General features: G+C 46.2%; 16 protein-coding genes. 7 read left to right on the forward strand and 9 right to left on the reverse strand.

All coding sequences use genetic code 11. The features are described 5' to 3' along the window. Positions 1-89 precede the first annotated feature (89 nt). The 4 genes from BM122_RS03125 to BM122_RS03140 all read left to right on the forward strand — a co-directional run bounded on the left by BM122_RS03125 (position 90) and on the right by BM122_RS03140 (position 7,905). Positions 90-2,597 (forward strand): ABC transporter permease, encoded by a 2,508-nt coding sequence (locus BM122_RS03125; RefSeq protein ID WP_074903561.1) that lies wholly within the window; start codon positions 90-92, stop codon positions 2,595-2,597. A gap of 339 nt (positions 2,598-2,936) precedes the next feature. After that, positions 2,937-4,559, forward strand: coding sequence for a hypothetical protein (locus BM122_RS03130; RefSeq protein ID WP_074903563.1), 1,623 nt, complete (start codon positions 2,937-2,939; stop codon positions 4,557-4,559). 758 nt (positions 4,560-5,317) lie between these two features. Beyond that, positions 5,318-6,295, forward strand: a complete 978-nt coding sequence (locus BM122_RS03135) for a Hint domain-containing protein (RefSeq protein ID WP_074903565.1) — start codon at positions 5,318-5,320, stop codon at positions 6,293-6,295. 599 nt (positions 6,296-6,894) lie between these two features. Further along, entirely contained in the window at positions 6,895-7,905 is a 1,011-nt protein-coding gene (locus BM122_RS03140; protein ID WP_074903567.1) for a Hint domain-containing protein, read from the forward strand. Positions 7,906-9,052: 1,147 nt separating this feature from the next. On the opposite strand, the gene BM122_RS03150 is transcribed toward BM122_RS03140, so the two are convergent. The 3 genes from BM122_RS03150 to BM122_RS03160 form a co-directional block, all read right to left on the reverse strand. Beyond that, positions 9,053-9,355, reverse strand: coding sequence for a hypothetical protein (locus tag BM122_RS03150; RefSeq protein WP_074903571.1), 303 nt, complete (start codon positions 9,353-9,355; stop codon positions 9,053-9,055). A 328-nt stretch (positions 9,356-9,683) separates the two neighbouring features. Further along, positions 9,684-10,991 carry an ergothioneine biosynthesis protein EgtB gene (egtB, locus tag BM122_RS03155; protein WP_074903582.1) on the reverse strand — a complete coding sequence of 436 codons (1,308 nt, stop codon included), beginning with the start codon at positions 10,989-10,991 and terminating at the stop codon, positions 9,684-9,686. 426 nt (positions 10,992-11,417) lie between these two features. Then, the gene (locus tag BM122_RS03160; RefSeq protein ID WP_074903584.1) at positions 11,418-12,287 is read right to left on the reverse strand and encodes a hypothetical protein; all 870 of its coding nucleotides are present in this window, start codon (positions 12,285-12,287) and stop codon (positions 11,418-11,420) included. Positions 12,288-12,470: 183 nt separating this feature from the next. Here BM122_RS03160 and BM122_RS03165 point away from each other — a divergent pair, with 183 nt between their 5' ends. From BM122_RS03165 to BM122_RS03175, 3 genes are all read left to right on the forward strand, one after another. Continuing rightward, positions 12,471-13,115 (forward strand): TetR/AcrR family transcriptional regulator, encoded by a 645-nt coding sequence (locus BM122_RS03165; protein WP_074903586.1) that lies wholly within the window; start codon positions 12,471-12,473, stop codon positions 13,113-13,115. Between the two features lie 24 nt (positions 13,116-13,139). Then, positions 13,140-14,186, forward strand: a complete 1,047-nt coding sequence (locus tag BM122_RS03170) for a metal-dependent hydrolase (protein WP_074903588.1) — start codon at positions 13,140-13,142, stop codon at positions 14,184-14,186. Positions 14,187-14,247: 61 nt separating this feature from the next. Further along, complete coding sequence (locus BM122_RS03175; protein WP_074903590.1) at positions 14,248-15,474, forward strand: EAL domain-containing response regulator; 1,227 nt, start codon at positions 14,248-14,250, stop codon at positions 15,472-15,474. Positions 15,475-15,586: 112 nt separating this feature from the next. Here the strand turns inward: BM122_RS03175 and fghA are convergent, their stop codons facing one another. From fghA to BM122_RS03205, 6 genes are all read right to left on the reverse strand, one after another. Beyond that, positions 15,587-16,438: an S-formylglutathione hydrolase gene (gene fghA / locus BM122_RS03180; protein WP_074903593.1), complete on the reverse strand. Its 852-nt coding sequence runs from the start codon at positions 16,436-16,438 to the stop codon at positions 15,587-15,589. Between the two features lie 4 nt (positions 16,439-16,442). Beyond that, complete coding sequence (locus BM122_RS03185) at positions 16,443-17,549, reverse strand: S-(hydroxymethyl)glutathione dehydrogenase/class III alcohol dehydrogenase (RefSeq protein ID WP_074903595.1); 1,107 nt, start codon at positions 17,547-17,549, stop codon at positions 16,443-16,445. 232 nt (positions 17,550-17,781) lie between these two features. Beyond that, positions 17,782-18,153 (reverse strand): hypothetical protein, encoded by a 372-nt coding sequence (locus BM122_RS03190; RefSeq protein WP_074903596.1) that lies wholly within the window; start codon positions 18,151-18,153, stop codon positions 17,782-17,784. Positions 18,154-18,202: 49 nt separating this feature from the next. Then, a complete protein-coding gene (locus tag BM122_RS03195) occupies positions 18,203-18,661 on the reverse strand; it encodes a CbiX/SirB N-terminal domain-containing protein (RefSeq protein WP_074903597.1) in 459 nt (152 codons plus the stop codon). Positions 18,662-18,876: 215 nt separating this feature from the next. Continuing rightward, positions 18,877-21,132, reverse strand: a complete 2,256-nt coding sequence (locus BM122_RS03200) for a COR domain-containing protein (RefSeq protein WP_083398305.1) — start codon at positions 21,130-21,132, stop codon at positions 18,877-18,879. Positions 21,133-21,143: 11 nt separating this feature from the next. After that, positions 21,144-21,650, reverse strand: a complete 507-nt coding sequence (locus tag BM122_RS03205; RefSeq protein WP_074903602.1) for a leucine-rich repeat domain-containing protein — start codon at positions 21,648-21,650, stop codon at positions 21,144-21,146. Between the last annotated feature and the right edge of the window lie 66 nt (positions 21,651-21,716).

Here is a 21,716-nt window from a genome sequence, read left to right on the forward strand (position 1 = left end):
ACGGCCAGGTGAAGCTGACAAAGTGAGTTTTGATTTAGAAATGGAATAAAATGAATACCATGCTGTAAATTTTTGATGGAATGATCTTTATGAATCTTTTTCGACTCTCCTTTCGTATGTTGCGTCGTGATTGGCGCGCAGGTGAATTACGCATACTTGTGTTGGCACTCATGATTGCGGTGAGCAGCGTCACTACGGTTGGATTTTTTGCTGATCGAGTGCAGCTTGCCCTTTCCAGGGAGAGTAATCGATTACTGGGCGCTGATTTACTTGTCATTGGTGATCGTCCTTTGCCAGCCCATTATATGGATAAAGCCGAGCAACTCAGTTTAAAGACCGCTACATTGACCCGGTTTTCTAGCATGGTGAGCAAGGAAGAGAATAATCTCCTGGCTGAAATCAGGGCGGTATCAGCTGGCTATCCGCTACGGGGTGAATTGCGGCTTGCGCACACTGCCAGTGAAATCATCACAGAACAAAAGACCTATGTGGCGCAAAGTATTCCTTCTCCAGGCACGGTCTGGATCGATGAAAAATTAATGGCTGGTCTCGATATTACTCCAGGTGAGACACTGGAAGTCGGTGCTACCCGGATGACCGTAGCTGCGTTGGTTGCGCGTGAGCCGGATTATTCTGTCGGTTTTATCAATATGGGGGCAAGATTATTGATGAATGCAGATGATCTGGTTGCGACCCATCTGATTCAGCCAGGAAGTCGAGTGACCTATCAACTGCTGGTGGCGGGTGAAGAAAAACAGGTAGCCGAGTTTCGTAGCTGGGCGCAGAAACAACTCGTTCCTGGACAGCGCATCGAAGGCATACGTGATTCGCGTCCGGAAATCCGCTCCGCATTGGAGCGTGCAGAAAAATTCCTAAGTCTGACTGCGCTAGCGAGTGTAGTCGTCGCGGCCGCAGCCATGGCGCTTGCTGTGCGCCGCTTTACTCAGCGTCACCTTGATGGATGTGCGATCATGCGCTGCCTGGGAGCAAGTCAGGCAACGATATTGCGTCTGTATCTGTATCATTTCGTCATATTGGGATTGGTGGCCAGCGGGTTAGGTTGCATGCTGGGTTTTGTTGCACAAGAGTTTTTATCGCATTGGTTGGCAGGATTGATTGAAACATCATTACCCTTGCCCAGTGGACTACCTGCGGTACATGGCTTATTGAGCGGTATGGTATTGTTGCTTGGATTTTCCTTGCCCCCGTTACTTAATTTACGGCGTGTGCCTGCGTTACGGGTATTGCGTCGCGATTTTGGCATGACCAATTTGCATGGTCTGGCAGGTTACGCCTTTGGACTGTTGGCACTCTCTACCTTATTCATATGGGAAGCAGGCGAACTGCGGATGGGAATCCTGGTAATGCTTGGATTCATGGCTGCTATTGCAGTTTTTGCATTACTGGGTTGGGTATTGATTAAGTTATTAATGCTGGTACGTCAGCAAGCTGCAAGTGCGTGGCGTTATGGGCTAGCCAATATCCGGCGTCGAACGATTGCCAGTCTCGTTCAGTCGATCGCATTGGGACTGGGTTTGATGGCGATGTTAGTACTCACCCTGATCCAGAGTGATTTACTAAAGGATTGGCGCACCAGCTTGCCGCCTAATACACCTAACCGGTTTCTGATCAATATTCAGCCTGATCAGATATTGCCTTTGGCAGAATTTTTTGCGCAGCGTGAGATGCAGCAGCCTGATCTCTATCCGATGGTGCGCGGTCGTTTGGTGACGATTAACGGCCAGCCAGTGCGCATCGACGATGATACTGAGGCACGGAAGAAGCAACTGCTAAACCGTGAATTCAATCTGTCCTGGGCAGATAAACTCCAGCCGGATAATGAGATTGTGGCAGGTCGCTGGTGGCGGGGAGTAGATTTGCTTGATCACGAATTATCCCTGGAGGAGGAAGTTGCCGGAATCATTGAGGTCAAATTAGGCGATCGTTTAACATTTGATATTGCGGGTAGCCAGTTCTCAGCCACGATTACCAGCCTGCGGAAAGTTGACTGGGATACCTTTCGAGTCAATTTTTTTGTAATCGCACGTCCTGGCGAGCTAGATGCGTATCCGATTAATTATGTGACCAGCTTTTATTTGCCACCTTCACAAGCTGGCGTGATGCACGAATTGGTCAGAAGTTTTCCCAATTTGCTGGTAATTGATGTGGCAACTGTAATCGAGCAGGTACAGAAAATGATTGCGCAAGTATCTCGCGCGATAGAATTTGTGTTTTTATTTACTTTATTGGCTGGTTTTATCGTGCTTTATGCTGCTATTTCAGCAACCCAGGATGAGCGGATTTATGAGGCAGCTATTTTTCGCACATTGGGCGCTAAACGTAGGCAACTGGTTCGTGCCTGGGCGGCTGAATTTGCCATACTGGGTGGTCTGGTGGGAATCTTTGCATCAGCCGGTGCGAGCGTGCTTGCTTATGTGATCGCTAAGTATGTCTTGCACGTTCCTTATACCTTTAACGCCTGGATTTGGCTCGTCGGCATTCTGGTGGGGATGATAGGCGTCACTATTGCAGGATTGCTGGGAACGCGCTCAACCTTGACACATCCTCCTTTGTGGACATTGCGCAAAGTTGGATAAAGGGAGTGATTTGAAGGAGAGGACAAGGTGGGGAATAATTGTTCTGCTTCATCAACCGCTATAGCATTGTGAACGTTCAGGGTTGTAAAACCACTCGATTCCTTGCTAATTATTAGAATACAATATATGCCGACTTAATAATTATGGTTATGGAATGCTTGCGGTTATGCTAAAACTGTTTTGAGTGTTTAGAAAAGCAGCTGAATGCGTTTTACTTCATATTACATTCCTAATTAAAAATGACGTGAAGGCGAGCCGCAGACAGTATAACTAATACGGAAAGGTGAAGCTGACAAAGTAAGTTTTGATTTAGAAATAGAATTATATCCCTCATAAGCAATGGAAAAACAGGTTTTAAATCTATGTCTGATTGCGCCCATTCAACCGGCGCTTTGCGATGCTTATCGCCGGGTACTGCACCTTTTGGAGCAGAGCCGCGAATCAGTGGGCGCTGTCATTATCAATAGAGGATCGAATTCGTTACAGGAGGAAGCAGGCTGGACAACTGTTAAGTCTCTGACGGATCTTAATTCGGATGAGAGAAAGCCGGATGTGTATCTTTGTTGGGATCTGCCGGCGATTAATGAGATACTGGGCAAGAATCCGTGTCAGCCTGTGGTTTACGGCGTGACGGTTTATGGCATCTTGCAAGGCGTCTTCCCGGTGCACCCTTACATCATGGGTTATCTCTCCGACACACCCTTACTGCGAGGGATTCTGGTGGAGTGCGGTATTCCGCTGAATCGGCAATTCAGTCTCGCCGCTGGAATAGAGACGGAGGGCTGTCCTTCTTCAGAATCAGCGACTTACCAACGGAATGGCATACAGCGGAATGGCGTACTCATGATATCCGATGACGCAGCCTTTAGTTCAACCGTGGCGGCAGCCTGCGAAGTGTTAGGAATGCGGCTCGAACGCTTCCCCTATGCCGCATGCGCCCAGGGTGTTCCACCCGAGTTTTATACACGTTATAGCTGTGTGATCGCAACCGGCCAACCAGCGCTTCAAGCCGCGGCGGCCGGCACGCCCGTCATTATAGCGGATGAGCGGGGCAGTGCTGGGCTGCTGACGCGGGAAAACCTGACTCGAGTGCTCGATGCGCATGCGGGACCGGCCTGCTTTGAAAACCCTGCTGGGACAGAAGCATTGATGTCAGATCTGGGAGACAGCCAGGCTGTGGAGGCCGACGTTCTGGCCCAGCAACTTTGTTTAAGTCACAGTGAAGCAGCGCGTGCGCATCAGTTCTCTGTCTGGCTACGACAGACGCACAAGAACGCAGAAGCAGGCGTTTTCGTCCGAAATGGCTCCGAAGAAAAGCCTCAATTACGCAGTATCGCGGCGATGACTGGTGTGGCAGCTTATAAGGTAAGCACGACGCTAACCCCGGTCTTGCAAGGAAATTGCCATTCCTTCTCTTCGTCACCTTCTACCGAAGTATTAGTTGAGTGCAACACGCCCGTCAAAATCGTCCCCCAGCCACGTCTACCGTTTAGCTGCTATATTGCTGCCAATGAAGAACATACTTTGACGGGATTTTTTGGCGAGGGCTGGTCTATCGATGAGCCTTGGGGTCGCTGGACAGACGGTTCTGAAGCGACTATCCAGTTCGAACTCGAAGCAGTGGACGATCGCATCGAGCTGTTACTCTATCTTCGCACTTATTTGCCGCCGGACCGCTTGTTCCAGCGCGTGGTGGTGAGTATTAACAGCCATCCTTTATTATGCTGGAGATTAGACCGCACTACGCACAATGCGCCTTTCCTGTTGCCGCTAAATCGAGCGTATCTGGATGGGAAAAGTACGTACCGAATAAAGTTTCAACTGCCAGACGCCAGTTCACCTCAGTCCTGGGGGAAGAATGACTCACGCAAACTGGGTTTGGGGCTGGCCGGACTCGAACTGCTGAAGATTTCCAGGCAAGAATCTATGCCTCAGGTACTCGATACTGTAGATATTGCGTAATCATCCACAATTATCATTCCAACATTTTGGCTCATTGTGTTTGCGATGAGTGAATTGGCCTATGAGTAATAAGGTATTTCTTACCAATTGTTACTCTGTTCGTAATTTTATTCCTCTAAAAATCAACAGTGCCTCAATCCGGTTTAGCTACCGAAAGTTAAATTGATAGCACTTGTAGCACATGTACCAGCTACTGTAGCCGGTATTGTGAAAATCTGAAATAACAAACCAATCATATAAGAACATTTCCTATATTAATGTAGGAAAAAACGCCTGCAATATACATTTCCAGTAATGTTTCTGACATATAGGAAAAATTCCTATATGGAGTAGGAATAATTCATACGATATTTAATATAAGTAAGAAAAATTCCTACATCATATTAAGAAAAAGTCTTATAATATTTTATAATGTAGGAATTATTCCTACATTATAAAAAGAAAATAACTTATTTCATTTTTCACTATTTGATTAAATAAATTAAGGAAGACTTGAATGAAGGCTTGCGTAAACGAATGACGATATTAAGCGAATAGCGTCAGGCAGTATTCAAAAGCTAATTGATATGCGATTTTGCCAAAATGAAGTGTAAGCAAAACTCTCTGGGTTCGTTTTTAGCGCGTTTTTGATAAGAGATCAAATTAATTAAAGAGTTATGGCGTATGAAATTTAACGATTAACACATTTTTTATTACTGCGGTACACGTTATACACATCGAATTACCAATTATTTTATGAACCAGGGAGAATAAACAGCGTGGCTACACAATTTAATAGCATTACTATTCTAAGTGTTGCTGGAAATAATACTATAGACGGAAATGAAGCTACTACCTCGGGCTTTAGTATTTCAGGGAGTGGTACTTATAATGGATCTGATCTGAGCACTATTTCACCTGACAACACTATTTCGGTTACTGTTAAATGGTTTGATGCAGCCCATCCAAGTGGTATCACACAAACCATTTCCGCTATAGTTGACAGTATTGGTGGTTCCGGTAGCAACAAAACTTTTACTTGGCATATTGACGAAAGTAATTTTTCTACAACTGTTTCCGGACTCAATCTTGGTTCAGACAGCGTGTCAGTCACTTTTGGCACTGGAACTAACAGTGCAACTTCAAACCCTTTTGGGTTTACTTACGCATGTTTCCTACGAGGTACTCGGGTTCTGACCCGGCATGGCTACTGCCCGGTTGAAGAGCTGGCAGTGGGTGATGAAGTGCGGACACTGAGTGGCGGTTGGCAGCCGCTGCGCTGGATAGGTCATCAACGCATTGCCACCCCTTTCGGATTGGCAAAAGGTGCACCGGTGCGCATTACTGCCGGCGCTTTCGGGCCGGCGTTGCCGGAGCGGGATGTTTATGTTTCTGAAGATCACGCAATTTTTTTCCGCAATCAGCTTATCCCTGCCAGATTTTTGATCAATGGCGTTACCGTATTTCGCGATACCAGTGTCAAGGACATCGAATACTTCCACCTGCTGCTCGACCGGCACGCAGTGATCTTCTCAGAAGGACTCGCCACCGAGAGTTATGTACCGTGTGAAAACATCGATTGGTTCGATAACACCGCGGAATGCCCGCAAGCATTACTGAACGCCATCCGTGCTGGCACCGCGGAGTGCTTGATCGAATGCTATCCACGCAAAACTACCGGTCCTGCCGTGGAAGCAGCTCGCGCTCTGCTTGCTCGTTTTGCGCCAGTGGATGCCAAGGACCGCGCAGCAAGCTAGCTCGTATGTTCCCAGCCTTGGTAGATGGCAAGTCTTTGGCTATCGGCCGGGGTAGTGCGTGCAAAATATGCGGATTCGCGACAATTTTATAGCGGAAGCATTGACATAAATAACAATGCTTCCAACCCTCTGCTTCAATTCTCACAGAATTTTAATCTCTACTCTAACCTATACACGATCGAACAAAAACTCTCGTAGATATTACTTGCTGATTTCTTAGTTAAATCTAGCCAAAGATTTTTTCCTTGGTTGGTTCTGGTGGAAAACCCAGACTTGATTCACTTCAATTGTGCGAATAAATATTTGATACTTACACTACAGGTATTAGCCACTGTTGCCGATATAGTAATTATTCGAGATAACTTACTATTTATATATGAAGAATTCTTACATCAGAACAGGATAATTCCCTGCGATATTCATTATTTCGATTAAAAAAAGGAAGGCTTGAACAAGTGCTTGCCCAAACGAATGACGTTGTTAAGCAGTGCTTGAAAGCTGATTGGGATCCGTTTTTGCCAAAAAAGTTTGAAAAACTTTATTGGTAATGCACGCACGGAGAATTACCCACTATTTCATGTGCTAGGGAGAATTATAACATGGCTAAAAATAATGATGATCATGATGATCATAGCATGGCGATCACTTATACAAGTATCACTATCAAGAGTGTTGCCGGTGGTGATAATTCTATTTCCAAGAATGAAGCTATTAAAAACGGTTTTAAATTGCGTGGTGAAGGTAGTTTTGTAACAGGCAACGAAAACGACATTCTCGAAAAAGAGGATGAGATTGCGGTTACGGTCACATGGTCTGACGGAGTCCATACTTTTATTCAAAACATTGATGCCGTAGTGGATAGTGTTAATGAAAATAAAAGTACATTTAAATGGCACATTGATGAAAACAAAACTTTTGAAAACAATTATACTAGCGCCGGGCTCAATTTGGGTGAAGGCACCGTTACGGTGACATTTCCGGGGTCTATAAGTAGTAGTAAGATCTATAACTATGACCACGCCTGCTTCCTTCGTAGCACCCGGATCCTGACCCGACATGGTTACTGCCCGGTTGAGGAGCTGACTGTGGGTGACGAGGTGCGCACATTGAACAGCGGCTGGCAACCATTGCGGTGGATTGGCTATCAACGCATCACTACCCCTTTCGGTCTGGCAAAAGGTGCGCCGGTGCGGATAACTGCCGGCGCTTTCGGTCCAGCGTTGCCAGAGCGGGATGTCTGCGTCTCGCAGGAGCATGCGATTTTTTTCCGCAATCAACTTATTCCCGCCAGGTATCTGATTAACGGTGTGACTATGTTTCGCGATACTCGTATCAAGGATATCGAATACTTCCATCTGCTGCTTGACCGGCACGCGGTGATCTTCTCGGAAGGGCTTGCGACCGAGAGTTATGTGCCGTGTGAAAATATCGAGTGGTTCGATAATACCTCGGAATGCCCGCAAGCATTGCTGAACGCCATCCGTGGCGGCAGCGCGGAGTGCTTGATCGAATGCTACCCGCGCAAAACCACTGGCCCTGCCGTGGAAGCGGCGCGTGCTCTGCTGGCCCGTTTTGCGCCAGCGGATGCTAAAGGTTGCGCTGTAGGCTAGTTTGTATTCCGATTTCAGCCACGGCAGATTTTCCGAGATCAATTGGAGTAGTTCGTATAAAACATAGTGAATTCCAGCGAAAGCGTTGACCCAAATATAGAGTATCCAGCTGTTTCTTTCTGTCGCTGTCGATTTGACCTGGTCAGGGTGATGGAATTGACCATTGCAGTATATTATTAGATTTCCTGCCCTAAAATTTTACGCATAGAAACCCGTGGTCCCATACAGATAAAAAACACGTGCCTCAGGCGTGCTGACCAGATAGGTGTACCTTGTGACTACACTTTCTATTTACTATCCTGAGATTTTACGCTGATAATGGCTCGGAATATCTCAACTATAAAGTTGCTGGATTACTGGAAAAGCTGTGTATGGAGTTCACCAAATCACGACCACGACATTCCACCAATAATGCTTTGGTTGAATTCAAAAACCATGCTGTCGTGTGTACACATCTAGCATATATTCATATTCCGTAACAGTTTGCTAGAAAAGTCAAGGCGTTCTGAACTGATCTCTTTAACCCCTATATTAACTTCCAATGCCCGTTAATTTCCATGGCCGATGCTTCTTTCCTGAAACAGCCGCCGATACAAAGGACAAATATTATTATGAAATACATGATGACGCCTTTCGAAAAGCTGAATTCATTTCCAGATGCAACTGTCTATCTCAAAACGGGATAGCCTTTGAACAATTGGATATAGTCGCATCAAAGATGAGCGGTAATGAGGCTACCGCGGCACTCAATAAGGCGCGACAGGCATTATTTCAATCCATTGGCAATGACTCAAGCAATCTGCTTGATGATGCAATGATAAAAATACGAATGAAATATTTTTAACCAGATCAAGACAGAATCAAGTTCGAATACTCAAATTCACCAATTCTTTTCAGACTCATTTCTGTATTGGAAAATACTGCACTCAAAGCAAATTGAGAGTATTGATCTTACTGCCAGCTTGTGCCCGGGGTTTTTGAAAAGTACAAATATATGCCAAAATTTTATGAATAAACGAAATAAATACATAATCAAGCGTCCCGTAGAGTTTGGCTCTTACTTCCCTCTACTTTTTGTAACAGAGCATGTACCGTATTCCTGCGGCTCCTCTTCGAAAGGAGGAGCCGATGTTGATCAGGTCAACCGTTACTTCTTCTCACGTATACGATCAGCTTGCTCTTCCATTTGATCGGCGCTTCTCTCCGTTGACTCACGAGTGGCCTCGGCAGCACGGTCAGTGGAGGGTGAATCAGTCAGTCCTGGATCTCGTTTTTCTATCCGATCGGCCGCAGCTTCCCCACTCTTACGCGTCATATCCGCTTTTTCTTCCATTCTATCCGCTTTCTGCTCCAGTACGTTTTCGCGCCTATTTTCTTCCCTGGAATCGCATGCAGAAAGAATGAACGCTAACACCACGACAGTAAACGCCACTTTCAGATAATTATTCATAATAGATTACCTCATTATTATTAATAGTGAAGTTCCTTACCAAATAGTAAGGAGCGGAAAAATTTACTAGCGCCAGAACCTTGGATTAGATACATCCAATATAGGAGCTAGTAAACAGTATAATTGCTGTATTTAGTATTTTCTGTGCGCTGACGCACCAATAAACGATTAAAACTCATTCGCTAGGCAAATATTGCGTTGATAAATGTGGAAAAGGGTATGTTACTCTTCATTCTCCCTACCGTTGGATGGGTAAGCTTCTGTGAGAAAACCATGAATTTTTTCGTTTTTTCAGGAAGATACCTACAATCCAGTCTGAAATAAATGATCAGGTTGCGTCGCGTGCCAGTCGGATACCCGTAAAGTACCAAGAAGTACTGGCAGGTAAGAAGTTGCGGAAACTCGAACGAATCCACTTTCGTGGAGTGACACATGATCCGCCCCTCAATACATACTGATTCACCATGGACCTACTATTATATTCACCTACTGCCTCATCCCAAACTATGGACATGGGTTCGTGATCGTTAGGCTTTGCGGGGTTATAGCCAGGATAGCGTGAATAACTTGACTGCGTCCATTCCCATGCATCACCGTAGAGTTGAGCGGGCTCGGCCTTACTGGCCACCACTACGGTAGAGGGATGAAAACGGTTATTCTCGGCAAAACATCCTTCAATTTTTTGTTGGGAGGCTGCATGCTCCCATTCGGCTTCGGTAGGAAGCCTCGCACCCGACCATCGAGCGTAGGCCTCAGCTTCGTAAAGCGATATATGGATAACTGGCAAAGATGTGTCTAGCAGCGCCAGTCCGCTGAGTGAAAATTCCTGCCAGTCGCCATTATCACCTCGCCAGTATAGAGGGTGCTCGCGACCGTGGGATTTGATCCAGTCCCATCCTTCGGAGAACCAGAAGCTGGGGTTATGATAACCGCCTGCTTTCATAAATTGAAGATATTCTCCATTGGTGACAAGCCTGGATGCAAGTTGGTAAGGGAGCAGGTATTGCTTGTGTCGAGGTGACTCGTTGTCGTAGCTAAATTCTTCTCCCTTATATCCGATCTCCACAAGACCCCCTTCGAAGTGGCACCATTCGAGTGGAGGAAGGGCAGAAGAAAGCGGGTATCTAGGTGCTGTTGGCGCAGGATCTTGCGCTACGATAAAGCAAGGGTTAAGCGGATTCCGAGACAGCAAGTGCTTGATGTCTGTGAGCATCAATTCCTGATGCTGTCGCTCATGATTCATTCCCAGGATGGTTAAGGTGTTTACCATTCTATCATCGGCATTATTGTTCAGGACCTGTGCCATACGCTCGTCCACAGTGCGGCAGTAGTCACGGACTATGGATAAGGACGGTCGTGTGAATAGCCCACGCAAGGGATCTGGATGGGTCTGGCCAGACTTATTGTAAGAGCTGAACATGGTTTGAAATGCTGGGTGAAAAGGTGTGAATGACTTCTCATAATGCTGCAATATAAAGGTTTCAAAGAACCATGCGATATGGCCAAGGTGCCATTTCACAGGGCTCATTTCCGGCATTGACTGTACGCAGCAATCCTCTTCGCTCAGAGGCTCAATTAACTGCAGTGTACGTGCGCGTATCGAGGTGTATTTCGCATATATTAAAGATGATGTCATGATGCTTCTCCTCAAGGGCAAAAGACGGGATTGAAGTGGCTCGCTATAACTGGGCAATCTGAAAGAAAGTTAAGCTCTGTCATGTGTAGTTATTCCATTTCCAAATCAAAATTGACGCGAAGGCGAGCCGCAGACAGTATGAATAATACGACAAGGTGAAGCCGATAAAGTCAGTTTAGATTTAGAAATGGAATTATAGCGCGTTGTTAAGTATGGGACAGTTTCAGCGCCGTGTATTGCTGCTCGTGCTAGTTTTGCTTTGAATTTACTCGAATATGCGTACGATTTTTACTCACCCTCATTAAGCTCCTTTTTAATTTTGCCAGAGCTTAACAATCTGTACAATTTCTGGGTATCATTTCACCTAGCTTGTGTCACCGTTCAGGCGACACAAGGGTGGAGGGTGAGTGTCAAAAGTAGAAAAAGTTAATTGTTAACTTTGACAAAAGAGCCATTTTGTTTGACCCACACTTCATTGGTGAAGGCATCGGAGATACTCCCGGCATCAGTGGCAAAACAGTCGGCTATAGTCTGGCTAGTAACGGTATTTTTGGTTGCCATGGTGATGGGTGGATTAATGGTCACGCCAGGAATACTTCCAAGTTGTCCTTGCAATGCGCTTGTCATGTCGTAGCAAACATCTGAATGGATCGTTAAATTGGTGCTTTCTGCCGGTGCATTCATGGTGCAATGTTTAATGTTGGAGAAATCATTTGCAAGAGATTGAAATGGGTTGGGAATGCCTGGAATGCTCATGGTAATCCCTTTTATTTCAGAGGAAGTAACGTTGCTGGTGGTGAGTAAGGAAATGCCAGTTGCAGCAGCTTGGCGAGGGGGCTCACACAAATTGCTGTTCGTGGGAAGTGGAATACATTGCCCATTAGTCGTGACATTGACGACATTGCCACTTTGTGTGTAAACCAGACCGGCAGGTACATTGGTTATGTTGCAGGCAGGAATGCTGCCATTGCCACCTGAATTGGCAATGTGGTTGATCATATTGGGCAGACTGTCAATGAAGGTGGGATTATTGCCCCAAGGTCCTCCTAATACATAAACGCCATTATCAGTCTTATTGACGCCTGCATAAATACCCACTTCAGGGTAGTGCCTGAAAAGCCAAGGTTCAATACTTTGCGTAGCCTGATGGCTTGGGAAGAATTCACGATAAGTATTCTCAGCCCAGTTGAGCAAGGTTTCAGCATCACTGGCAGTATCTGCTGATGCAAAATTGATGCTGCTTAGTAGAGCAAGGGAGCAGGCGGATAAAATAAACTGCTTTATGCGTTGTTTCATTTAAATGACCTCTAATTTAATTTGTTGAAATTTGTTTTTATTGAATTGGTTAGAGTATCCTATCTTTATATCGAGATAGAAAACTGCGAGCATGTTCACTTATTTCCTATAGGATATAAAGTACGATTTAACAAATTAATGTGTATTTCTCGCAATCGAGAAGGAATCGTTTAGGAGGGCAAAATGATAACAGAAAGCGAAAATATCCGTGATGCCATTGTCAATACTGGAGTTGCAATTGCGGCACGTACTTCGTGGGAAGCCGTTCGTTTTTATGATATTGCGGCTGAAATGAATATTTCCTTGGATGAGATACGCAACTACTTTCGTGAAAAAGAAGAACTGGTTGATGCCTGGTTTGAGCGTGCAGACGGCATCATGCTCAGAGAAGCAAATACTGCTGAGTTCTCAGCACTGACACCGCAGCAGCGTATTCATGATCTTGTCATGATTTGGCTGGATGCTCTGGCAGTTCAGCGCAAGGTAACACGTCAAATGATTTTGGCAAAGCTTGAACCCGGACATATCCATATTCAGATCCCGGCAGTGATGCGTATTAGTCGAACTGTGCAATGGATTCGTGAAGCCACGCAACGTGATGCCACTTTTCTGCGGCGTGCGTTGGAGGAATCGGCTTTGACCACTGTTTATCTGATGACGTTCTTTTTCTGGATGCGCGATGAAACACCCGGATCGAAGAGTACGCGACAATTCCTCAATCGCAATCTAGGATTGGCAATGTGGCTGGGGCAGACTATTTATGGTGGTAACAAGTCAAGTACCACCCCAGCATCAGTACCTCGAATCAGTGCATCTTCCAGCAAATAATCGACTCACTGATCATCCCATGTGATGGATACCTTGACCCATGCCTTAAGCGGTGCCTTGCTGGTGCGTTCAGCCGAGCCAGTGCTGCCGATATTAAAAGCACTGCCAGTGCGTACCCGCCTCATCGCCGGCATGACGGCGGCAGCTTTTCCTGATATGGATGCTGTCTTACGATTGGTCGATACGCTGACCTATCTTAACTGGCATCAAGGCCCCACCCATTCACTCGTGATGTTACCGCTCTGGGCATTTCTCTTGGCTCATCTATTCTCGAAGGTTGCGCGCGGCCGTTATTCATGGCGGCTTTTTTTAATTCCGTCCGGCCTTGGGATCGCCATTCATATAGCGGAAGATTTGATTACTTCTTATGGATTGATGCTGCTGGCACCTTTCTCTACCGAACGATTTTCTCTGCCGCTTGCCTTTGTCGTTGACTTATGGTTCAGTGTTATTATCATCTTGGGACTGGTCATGAGCCACATTTTTCCAGAAAAGAAATATATCGCTGGTTCTGCACTCATTTGTCTGACTATTTATGTGGTATTTTTAGTCTCTTTGCATGAACGGGCCAAGGACATTGGTATGGCCTATGTTCAGAAAATGGCCCTGCCTGACGCAGAAATCAGCGTATTGCCGCAGCCTTTTTCGCCCTTCAACTGGCAGATCGTTGTCCTGCAAGGAGAAACCTATCATATTTTATTGGTTAAGTTATCATCTGGTTCTTCGGCGATATTTCCTGATCATGGTGTGTTATCAAACATGCTTGCCGCTTATCAGTCGTTGATTTCAGCAAAGTGGCAGCAACACAAACGGTTTGGTGATAGTCCTGTTGATACCATGCTGGTACGCGAAGCCTGGCATCAACCTGTCTTGGCAGATTTCCGACGGTTTGCGGTATTTCCACAATTCGATAGAATTGACACCTCTGAAAAAGGGGTATGTATCTGGTTTTACGATTTACGGTTTAAATTTCCCATGCTGCCCCCATCATTTCGCTATGGCGGGTGCAAGGAAGAAGGGAGCGCTAATTGGTATTTGCAACGTCAGAAAGGCGCTTTCTGGATTGATTAAACGGTTTGAGCTATTGTTAGTTTAGCTCATGACTCACTATTTTTCCCTGGAAAGGAATATTATGATCGAAAGATCTACGATCAAGATTTTAATTCTTGACGATGATAAGCTTATGCTCAAAATGTTGGCACGAATGCTGGCAAACCATGGATTTACTTCTGTTGTTTGCTGCGATAAGGGGTCCGATGCATTAGGGCAAGTAGATAACGAGGCAACCCGACCTGATCTGATATTGCTTGATTTGAACATGCCGGGAATGGACGGGATCGAATTTGTGCGTTATCTCGTTGAGCGGCAGTTTACGGGCAGCTTGATTCTTGTGAGCGGCGAGGATGAGCGTATGCTGAGAACGGCTGAGAGATTGGTGCAAGCACATAAAATTCATATGCTGGGTTATTTGCAAAAACCAGTTAAACCTGAGGCGATGCTCGCTTTATTGACGCAATGGGCGCCGCCAGTACCCATTAAACCATTCAAAGCTAAAAAGATATATAGCGCGGAAGAAATCAGAGCCGCCATTAAAGAAGGCGCGCTGGTTAATTACTATCAACCCAAGGTATCTGTTGCCAGTGGCACAGTAGTGGGTGTGGAGACGTTGGTGCGTTGGCATCATCCTAAAGATGGCCTCGTTTTTCCAAATCAATTTATTCATGTAGCAGAGGAACATGGCCTGATCAATGATTTAACTCAGTTCGTCCTTTTACAAGCATTTACACAAGCTAAAAAATGGCAGCAGGAAGGGTTTGAGTTACGGGTTTCTGTCAATGTGTCTATGGATAATCTGACTTCTTTGGATTTCCAGGATCACGTTGTTAAGCTTGCTGCCGACGCCGGAATTTTACCGCAAAAACTGGTGCTGGAAATTACCGAGAGTCAGTTGATGGGGGATATGCGCGTGTCGCTCGAGATTCTGACGCGGCTGCGCTTGAAGCGCTTTCGTCTTTCCATCGATGATTTTGGTACCGGACATTCTTCACTGGCGCAATTACGCGATATTCCCTTTGATGAGCTCAAGATCGATCAGGGGTTCGTCCACCGGGCTTGGAAAGATGAAACGCTGCGTGTGATTTATGATGCGAGTCTGGCATTGGCTAAGCAATTAAATATGGAATCAGTGGCGGAAGGGGTCGAAGATAGGGATGACTGGGAATTACTGCGCCGTACTGGCTGTGATCTCGCGCAAGGTAATTTTGTCTCCAAACCATTATTGGCCGAAGAAATTCCTGAATGGATAAAAGTTTGGCTAAACAGGGTGCAAACTGAGCTTTTGGTACAGAGCACAAACTGATCAATTCTATTTCCAGATTAAAAATGACGCGAAGGCAAGTCGCAGACAGTATGAATAATACGGCAAGGTGAAGCTGACAAAATCAGTTTTGATTTAGAAATGGAATAAGACGCTATAGCTGGCTAAGCTGATCGTAATGATGCTGTAAATGATCTGTCATGAAGGTGCTGATAAAGTAATAACCGTGGTCATACCCATCATGGCGGCGTATTGTCAGAGGTTGCCCGTGTAGCCGGCAGGCTGCTTCAAAACGATCTAGTTGCAATTGCTCTGCCAGGAACGGGTCGTTGAGGCCTTGATCAATGAGGAGCGCAGGTAATCGATAGCCTGCTTCGATTAAGGCGGTCGCATCATGTTCGTACCAAGTCCCGCGGGATGCGCCCAGATAATGACTGAATGCCTTCTGCCCCCAGGGGCAGTGTTGCGGAGCAGCGATCGGAGCAAATGCCGAAATGGATCGATAGAGCTCTGGACTTCGTAGTGCAAGCGTTAAGGCGCCATGGCCGCCCATAGAGTGACCAAAGATACCGACACGATTTTGCTCTGCCGGGAAATGTGACAAAATGAGTTGGTACAGCTCCTGTGTCACATAGCTTTCCATTCGGAAATACTTTGACCACGGCGCTTCAGTCGCATCCAGATAAAATCCTGCGCCGCTACCCAACTCCCAATCACCTGCTTCACCTGGAATACCTGTCTGGCGAGGGCTGGTATCCATACTGACCAGCATGATACCGAGTTGAGCAGCCATGCGTTGTGCCCCTGCCTTGATCATAAAGGTTCCTTCCGTGCAGGTGAGTCCGGCAAGAAAGAACAGGACGGGTACTGAGCCTTGCTGAGCCTGCGGGGGTTGATAGACCGAAAATTGCATCGGCAAACCGATGATTTCTGAAAAATGCTGATAGAAACCTTGTGTGCCTCCAAAACAGCGATGGGTACTACGCGTTTCCAGATGAGTCGTCATGCTATTAATAAATGACGACCGAACGGATGGATTTGCCTGCCTTCATCAATTGAAAGCCTTCGTTGATATCTTCCAGCTTCAGTGTATGGGTAATCAATGGATCGATCTTGATTTTGCCTTCCATATACCAGTCGACGATCCTGGGAACATCGGTGCGACCGCGAGCGCCACCGAAAGCAGAACCTTCCCATTTGCGGCCTGTGACCAACTGGAAAGGGCGGGTGCTGATTTCAGCGCCGGCTGCTGCCACACCAATGATGATGCTGCGTCCCCATCCCTTGTGCGTGCATTCCAGTGCTTGTCGCATGAGCTGTGTATTACCGATACATTCAAAGCTGTAGTCGGCACCTCCGCCGGTTAATTGCACGATGTCATCGATAATGTTCTCTGTTTTATTGGGGTTGAGGAAATGCGTCATGCCGAATTCCCGCGCCATTTTTTCGCGCACTGGGTTGATATCAATACCGATGATTTTGTCAGCACCAACCATCCTGGCGCCCTGGATGACATTCAAGCCAATGCCGCCGAGGCCAAATACCGCGATATTGGCTCCAGCTTCTACTTTAGCGGTAAAAACGACAGCACCAATGCCAGTAGTGACACCACAACCGATATAGCAGACTTTATCGAAGGGTGCATCCTTGCGAATTTTGGCCAGCGCAATTTCAGGTACGACCACATAATTGGAAAAAGTGGAAGTGCCCATGTAATGCAGGATCGGTTTTCCATTGAGTGAAAAGCGGGAAGTAGCATCCGGCATCAAGCCGCGGCCCTGGGTACTGCGAATGGCCTGGCATAGATTGGTTTTTCTGGACAGGCAGAATTTGCACTCACGGCACTCCGGCATATACAAGGGAATGACATGGTCGCCCTGCTGCAATGATTTGACATCAGGACCGGTATCAACCACGACTCCCGCGCCTTCATGCCCCAGGATTGCTGGAAACAGTCCTTCCGGATCGGCGCCGGAAAGGGTGTAATAATCGGTATGGCAAATGCCGGTCGCTTTGATTTCAACCAGGACTTCGCCGGCTTGCGGAGCCATCAAATCGACTTCTTCAATCGTGAGAGGTTGTCCTGCCTGCCAGGCAACAGCGGCACGTGTTTTCATACTCGATGATTCCTTTTCGTTTGATCAAATGATATTAAGTGCTCTTCCAGAACGTCAGGTAGTCAGCATTCAAAGTCGAGCCAGCTATGGTCAAAATATTAACGTATCATTGGCGTGATAGGGAGTTTTTTTGTCAAGAATTCAGCATGAGTTAGTGAAAACGCAGTTTCGCCAAAATGCAGTTTCGATAAAATGCAGTTTTGCTAATGCAAAATTGTAGCATGCAGCAGATTCATTTATTGACCCCGATCTGCACCATGCGTGCCTTGATTTGCTCCTCAACCCATTGGACAAACAAGGGATGTGGCGCAAATCCCGAGCCAAGCTCATATTCCAATCCAGCCAAAAACTTTTTCTCACGCCCTTCGTTCATAACCCGTGCAGGAATAACAAGCGCGTTTCCTCCTTGCTTTTGCGCTTCTTTAACCATGGTACGAACTTTTTCAATCCAGGGGGCACGCTTATCTGGCCAGTCTTCGCGCCAGGTCGCGGCTCTGATTGCACGAAATTCATTACCGCCTATTTTGCGCATGCGCATAATGAGTGCTTCCAGTGTTTGGAGCCATTGCTCGTTTTGCTGGTCATCTTCTGAGCCATGTGCCACCAGAATGATGGTTTCTTTGGCCGCCTCTTTGGATAAGGTGCGCGCACGATCAAGCAGGGAAGCTGCGAATAGCGGATGTGCTCCTATTCCTCCTGTTGTTCGGATGGGTAAAGGGGTGCGGATGCGGGTAGAGATGTTTTTTTACTATGCCATGCTGTACAAATCCTTGCCCGCCATGAACTTCATGGACAGATGTTTTTTGAGCCTTGTTTTCTATATCCAGCCCGACCATGCGCTCAATCTCGCGACGAAAGCTTTTTTCCATGACAAAGATGCGCACGATAATGGCTGCTTTGGCACCGCGTCGTTCCAGCTTGCGTATGGCACGCTCAATCGTGGACTGATCTGCCATCGAAAATACGAATTCGATCTGGTAGCGATTCATCAATAGCTGTGCTGCTTCGCGCATTTGCTCATTCCAGTTAAAATCCGCGCCATATGCCAGAAGCACCACACTAATATCTTCCGATCTGATTCTGGGATGGATGACTTTTATTCCCCAGAGCATGGCTAGCCAAGATTATCAGCGCTAAAACAAACAGACTTGCCTGGTAAAAGTATTTCAAGATTACGATGTGCTTGGGTATGTACATGGTTCTAATCCTGATTATGTATGGTATGAGCCTCGCTTCAAATTTTAGAACCCTGCAGTATAATTATACTGCAAGCAATTAATCACGCTTCCAAGAAGATGTCAGATTAAAATTAACTAGAAGAAAAAAGTTAAATTAGTCTCTCATTTAACAATTCTTCGAGCTGATCTCTAAAAAGTTGTTTGAGGTGTTCAGTATTTTTGTATTCAGTTTGGAAATGCCCAAGTGCTTTAAGTTTATCCTGAAATTTCCATAATGATTGCAATGCATCTCGGTTTATTTTCGTAATTTGAACCGATGCTTCTTTGAAATAGGTATAAATATGTGGTTTACCATTTTGCCTAAACGTGTGATGAGCCACGTCAAACTCCTCTTCAGTGAATTTTCCTGTTTTGGTCATGAATAAGCTTACAAAAATATCGCAGTTGTGAACCTCACGGTTGTATTCATCTTGCAGGCGAGTGGAAGACATAGCATCCAGGAAATTCTCCCAGCGAACAATTTTGAGGTAAATTCCCTGTTCGAGTAACCGATCATTTCGCTGCCTAAAATATAGATCGAAGGCATCGCGATCCTCGCGTAGTTCCTCGGAGGATGCTAGAAAGATTTTAATGGTTTTATCTTTAACTCTGTTCGATTTTGTTAATTCTGAAGTCAAACGCCGACTATCAGGTTGCTTTTCCGCCCAGATAGGAAGGTGTTCTGGTTTAAAACCATCCAGCAGTGTCAGTACATTGACCTCTTCATAACTTTCCAGACACTCGATGTTTAGTTTTCCATCCTCCTTGCGTTTGAGTAAGCGTTTGTATTCGAACATTTCCGGTGAAGTCGAAGCGATACATTTAGAGCAAATACATGGAATTCTGATTTCTATCCTCTCTTCTAGTCCGCTGAAGCTTGCATTGAGCGTATCGAGATCGCTTGCAATGACGCTGAGTAGCGCTTTATGCTCTGGGCCGCGAGCGCGTAGAACTATTTCGCTGCCATGTGGTGGGATCTGTACGAGTACCTCTGTGGCATTACGTTCGAATAGCACGCCTGTTGTCCAGGCCATGTTTGGCCGTTTGACAAAGTGATGCATTCTCACCATCAGTCGACTGATGAGCCCTTTGGGTAAGAAGCCATAGCGATAGCTGAGCACCAAATCACCCGGGGCTGCCCAGTTATTGAGTCCGGGCGGCATCGTTGGTGAAAGGAGTTGGGGCGCCAGCCAGGTATTAACTTCATGAGCACGAGCAGCCACTAGGGGATAACACAACTCAAACTTTTCCATCAATGCCAGCAATTCCAAATGCATATTGCGATATTCGGAGGTAGCCCATATCCGTTCACAATCAGCGAGGGCGAATTGTCCAAAATTTGCTTTCACCGTTTCATCATCCAGAATCCTGAATACCGCTTCTGTGGCCCATAGATTCTGCAATATCACAGTTCGGCGTAACAGAGGATCATCCTGAAAATGGAGGAAAACCCCGAGATCGTGTAAATAGCGACTCAGATGCAATGCTTTGGTCTGATCGAAATCCAGATAGCGTCCATAGAGATCAAAATAATCTTGTTGTGAAATATAAGGATGATGCCTGGCTTCTTCCTCAATCGCCGCTCGAATATCAACCCATTTGGCTGGAACTTGTTCGCCGATATGAGGAAGGCGCTGCACGAAATACTCAATAGCCTTATATAACTCGGCGGTTGATCCACGCTGCTGCAAATTCCCCCGATGGACCTCTTTCACATTGGGAAATCGGCCTTTTATGCCTGCTTCATCAATCGTTTTACTGCGTCCACCTTTTTCATTTTGAAAAATTAACACGGGACTTCGGTTACTAAGTAGTTCGATAACCTCTAACCAATATTTAAATCCTTCATCTGTGGCAGATTTATGATCCTTGGCGGTATCATCCACAAGAATGTAGAGAGAATTTTTTGTCAGAAAAAACTGATGGGTGGCATGATAGATTTGTTGTCCGCCGAAATCCCATACGTTGAGCCGAAAAATGCGCTCATTGTCGAGAGGAAAACCCTGGCGATGAATATTGATTCCCCTAGTAGTTTCATCTTCTGTTGGCAGGGGCTCACTAGGTCGATATAGGCGGCGCAATAAACTCGTTTTACCGGCCCGGCCTTCCCCGATGATCAGTACCTTAGCTTCCAATAATCGATCAACCCCTTGTGCTTCAATTTCTCGGAAATAATTCAGCACAGCCTCGAGGCCTTGTTTCACCACTTCAGGAGAAGGATGAATGAGTGGGCAGTCTTTGACAAACACACCCTCTTGACCAAGATAGCTAGAACCATCCCATCTTACCGGTAAGCCTTTTACAAATAATTTTTTTAAGGGAGACAAGTCGGTGGCGTTGGTTCTATTAAGATTGAGGCTTCTCAAAAAAGATAATTTTATAAATGGCGACAGATCAGCAATTCTATTGCCCTCAAGGTCAAGCGAAGTGAGATTGGAGAGTGCAGCGAGATGTTTAGCGCCGGCATCTCTAATCTGGTTACCCCCAGGTCAAGCGAAGTGAGATTGGAGAGGGCAGTAAGATATTCTACGCCGGTATCCCTAATCTGGTTACCTCCCAGGTCAAGCGAAGTGAGATTGGAGAAGGCAGCGAGATGTTTAGCGCCGGTATTCCCAATCTTGTTACCCGCCAGGTCAAGCGAAGTGAGGTTGGAGAGGGCAGTGAGATGTTTAGCGCCGGTATCCCTAATCTGGTTACCCCCCAGGTCAAGCGAAGTGAGATTGGAGAGGGCAGCGAGATGTTTAGCGCCGGCATCCCCAATCTTGTTATCCCCCAGATCAAGCGAAATGAGATTGGAGAGGGCGGCGAGATGTTTAGCGCCAGTATCACCAAGCTGATTACTCCAGAGGTTAAGCGTATCCCTCCAACCCCACCACCTACCCACGTTCCTTCAATAATGCTTCAATAGCCTCCGGTGCAAGCGGCAACAATTCATCGATTCGGCTGTTAG

It is taken from the genome of Nitrosomonas communis (genome assembly GCF_900114745.1).
Classification (GTDB): domain Bacteria; phylum Pseudomonadota; class Gammaproteobacteria; order Burkholderiales; family Nitrosomonadaceae; genus Nitrosomonas; species Nitrosomonas communis_A.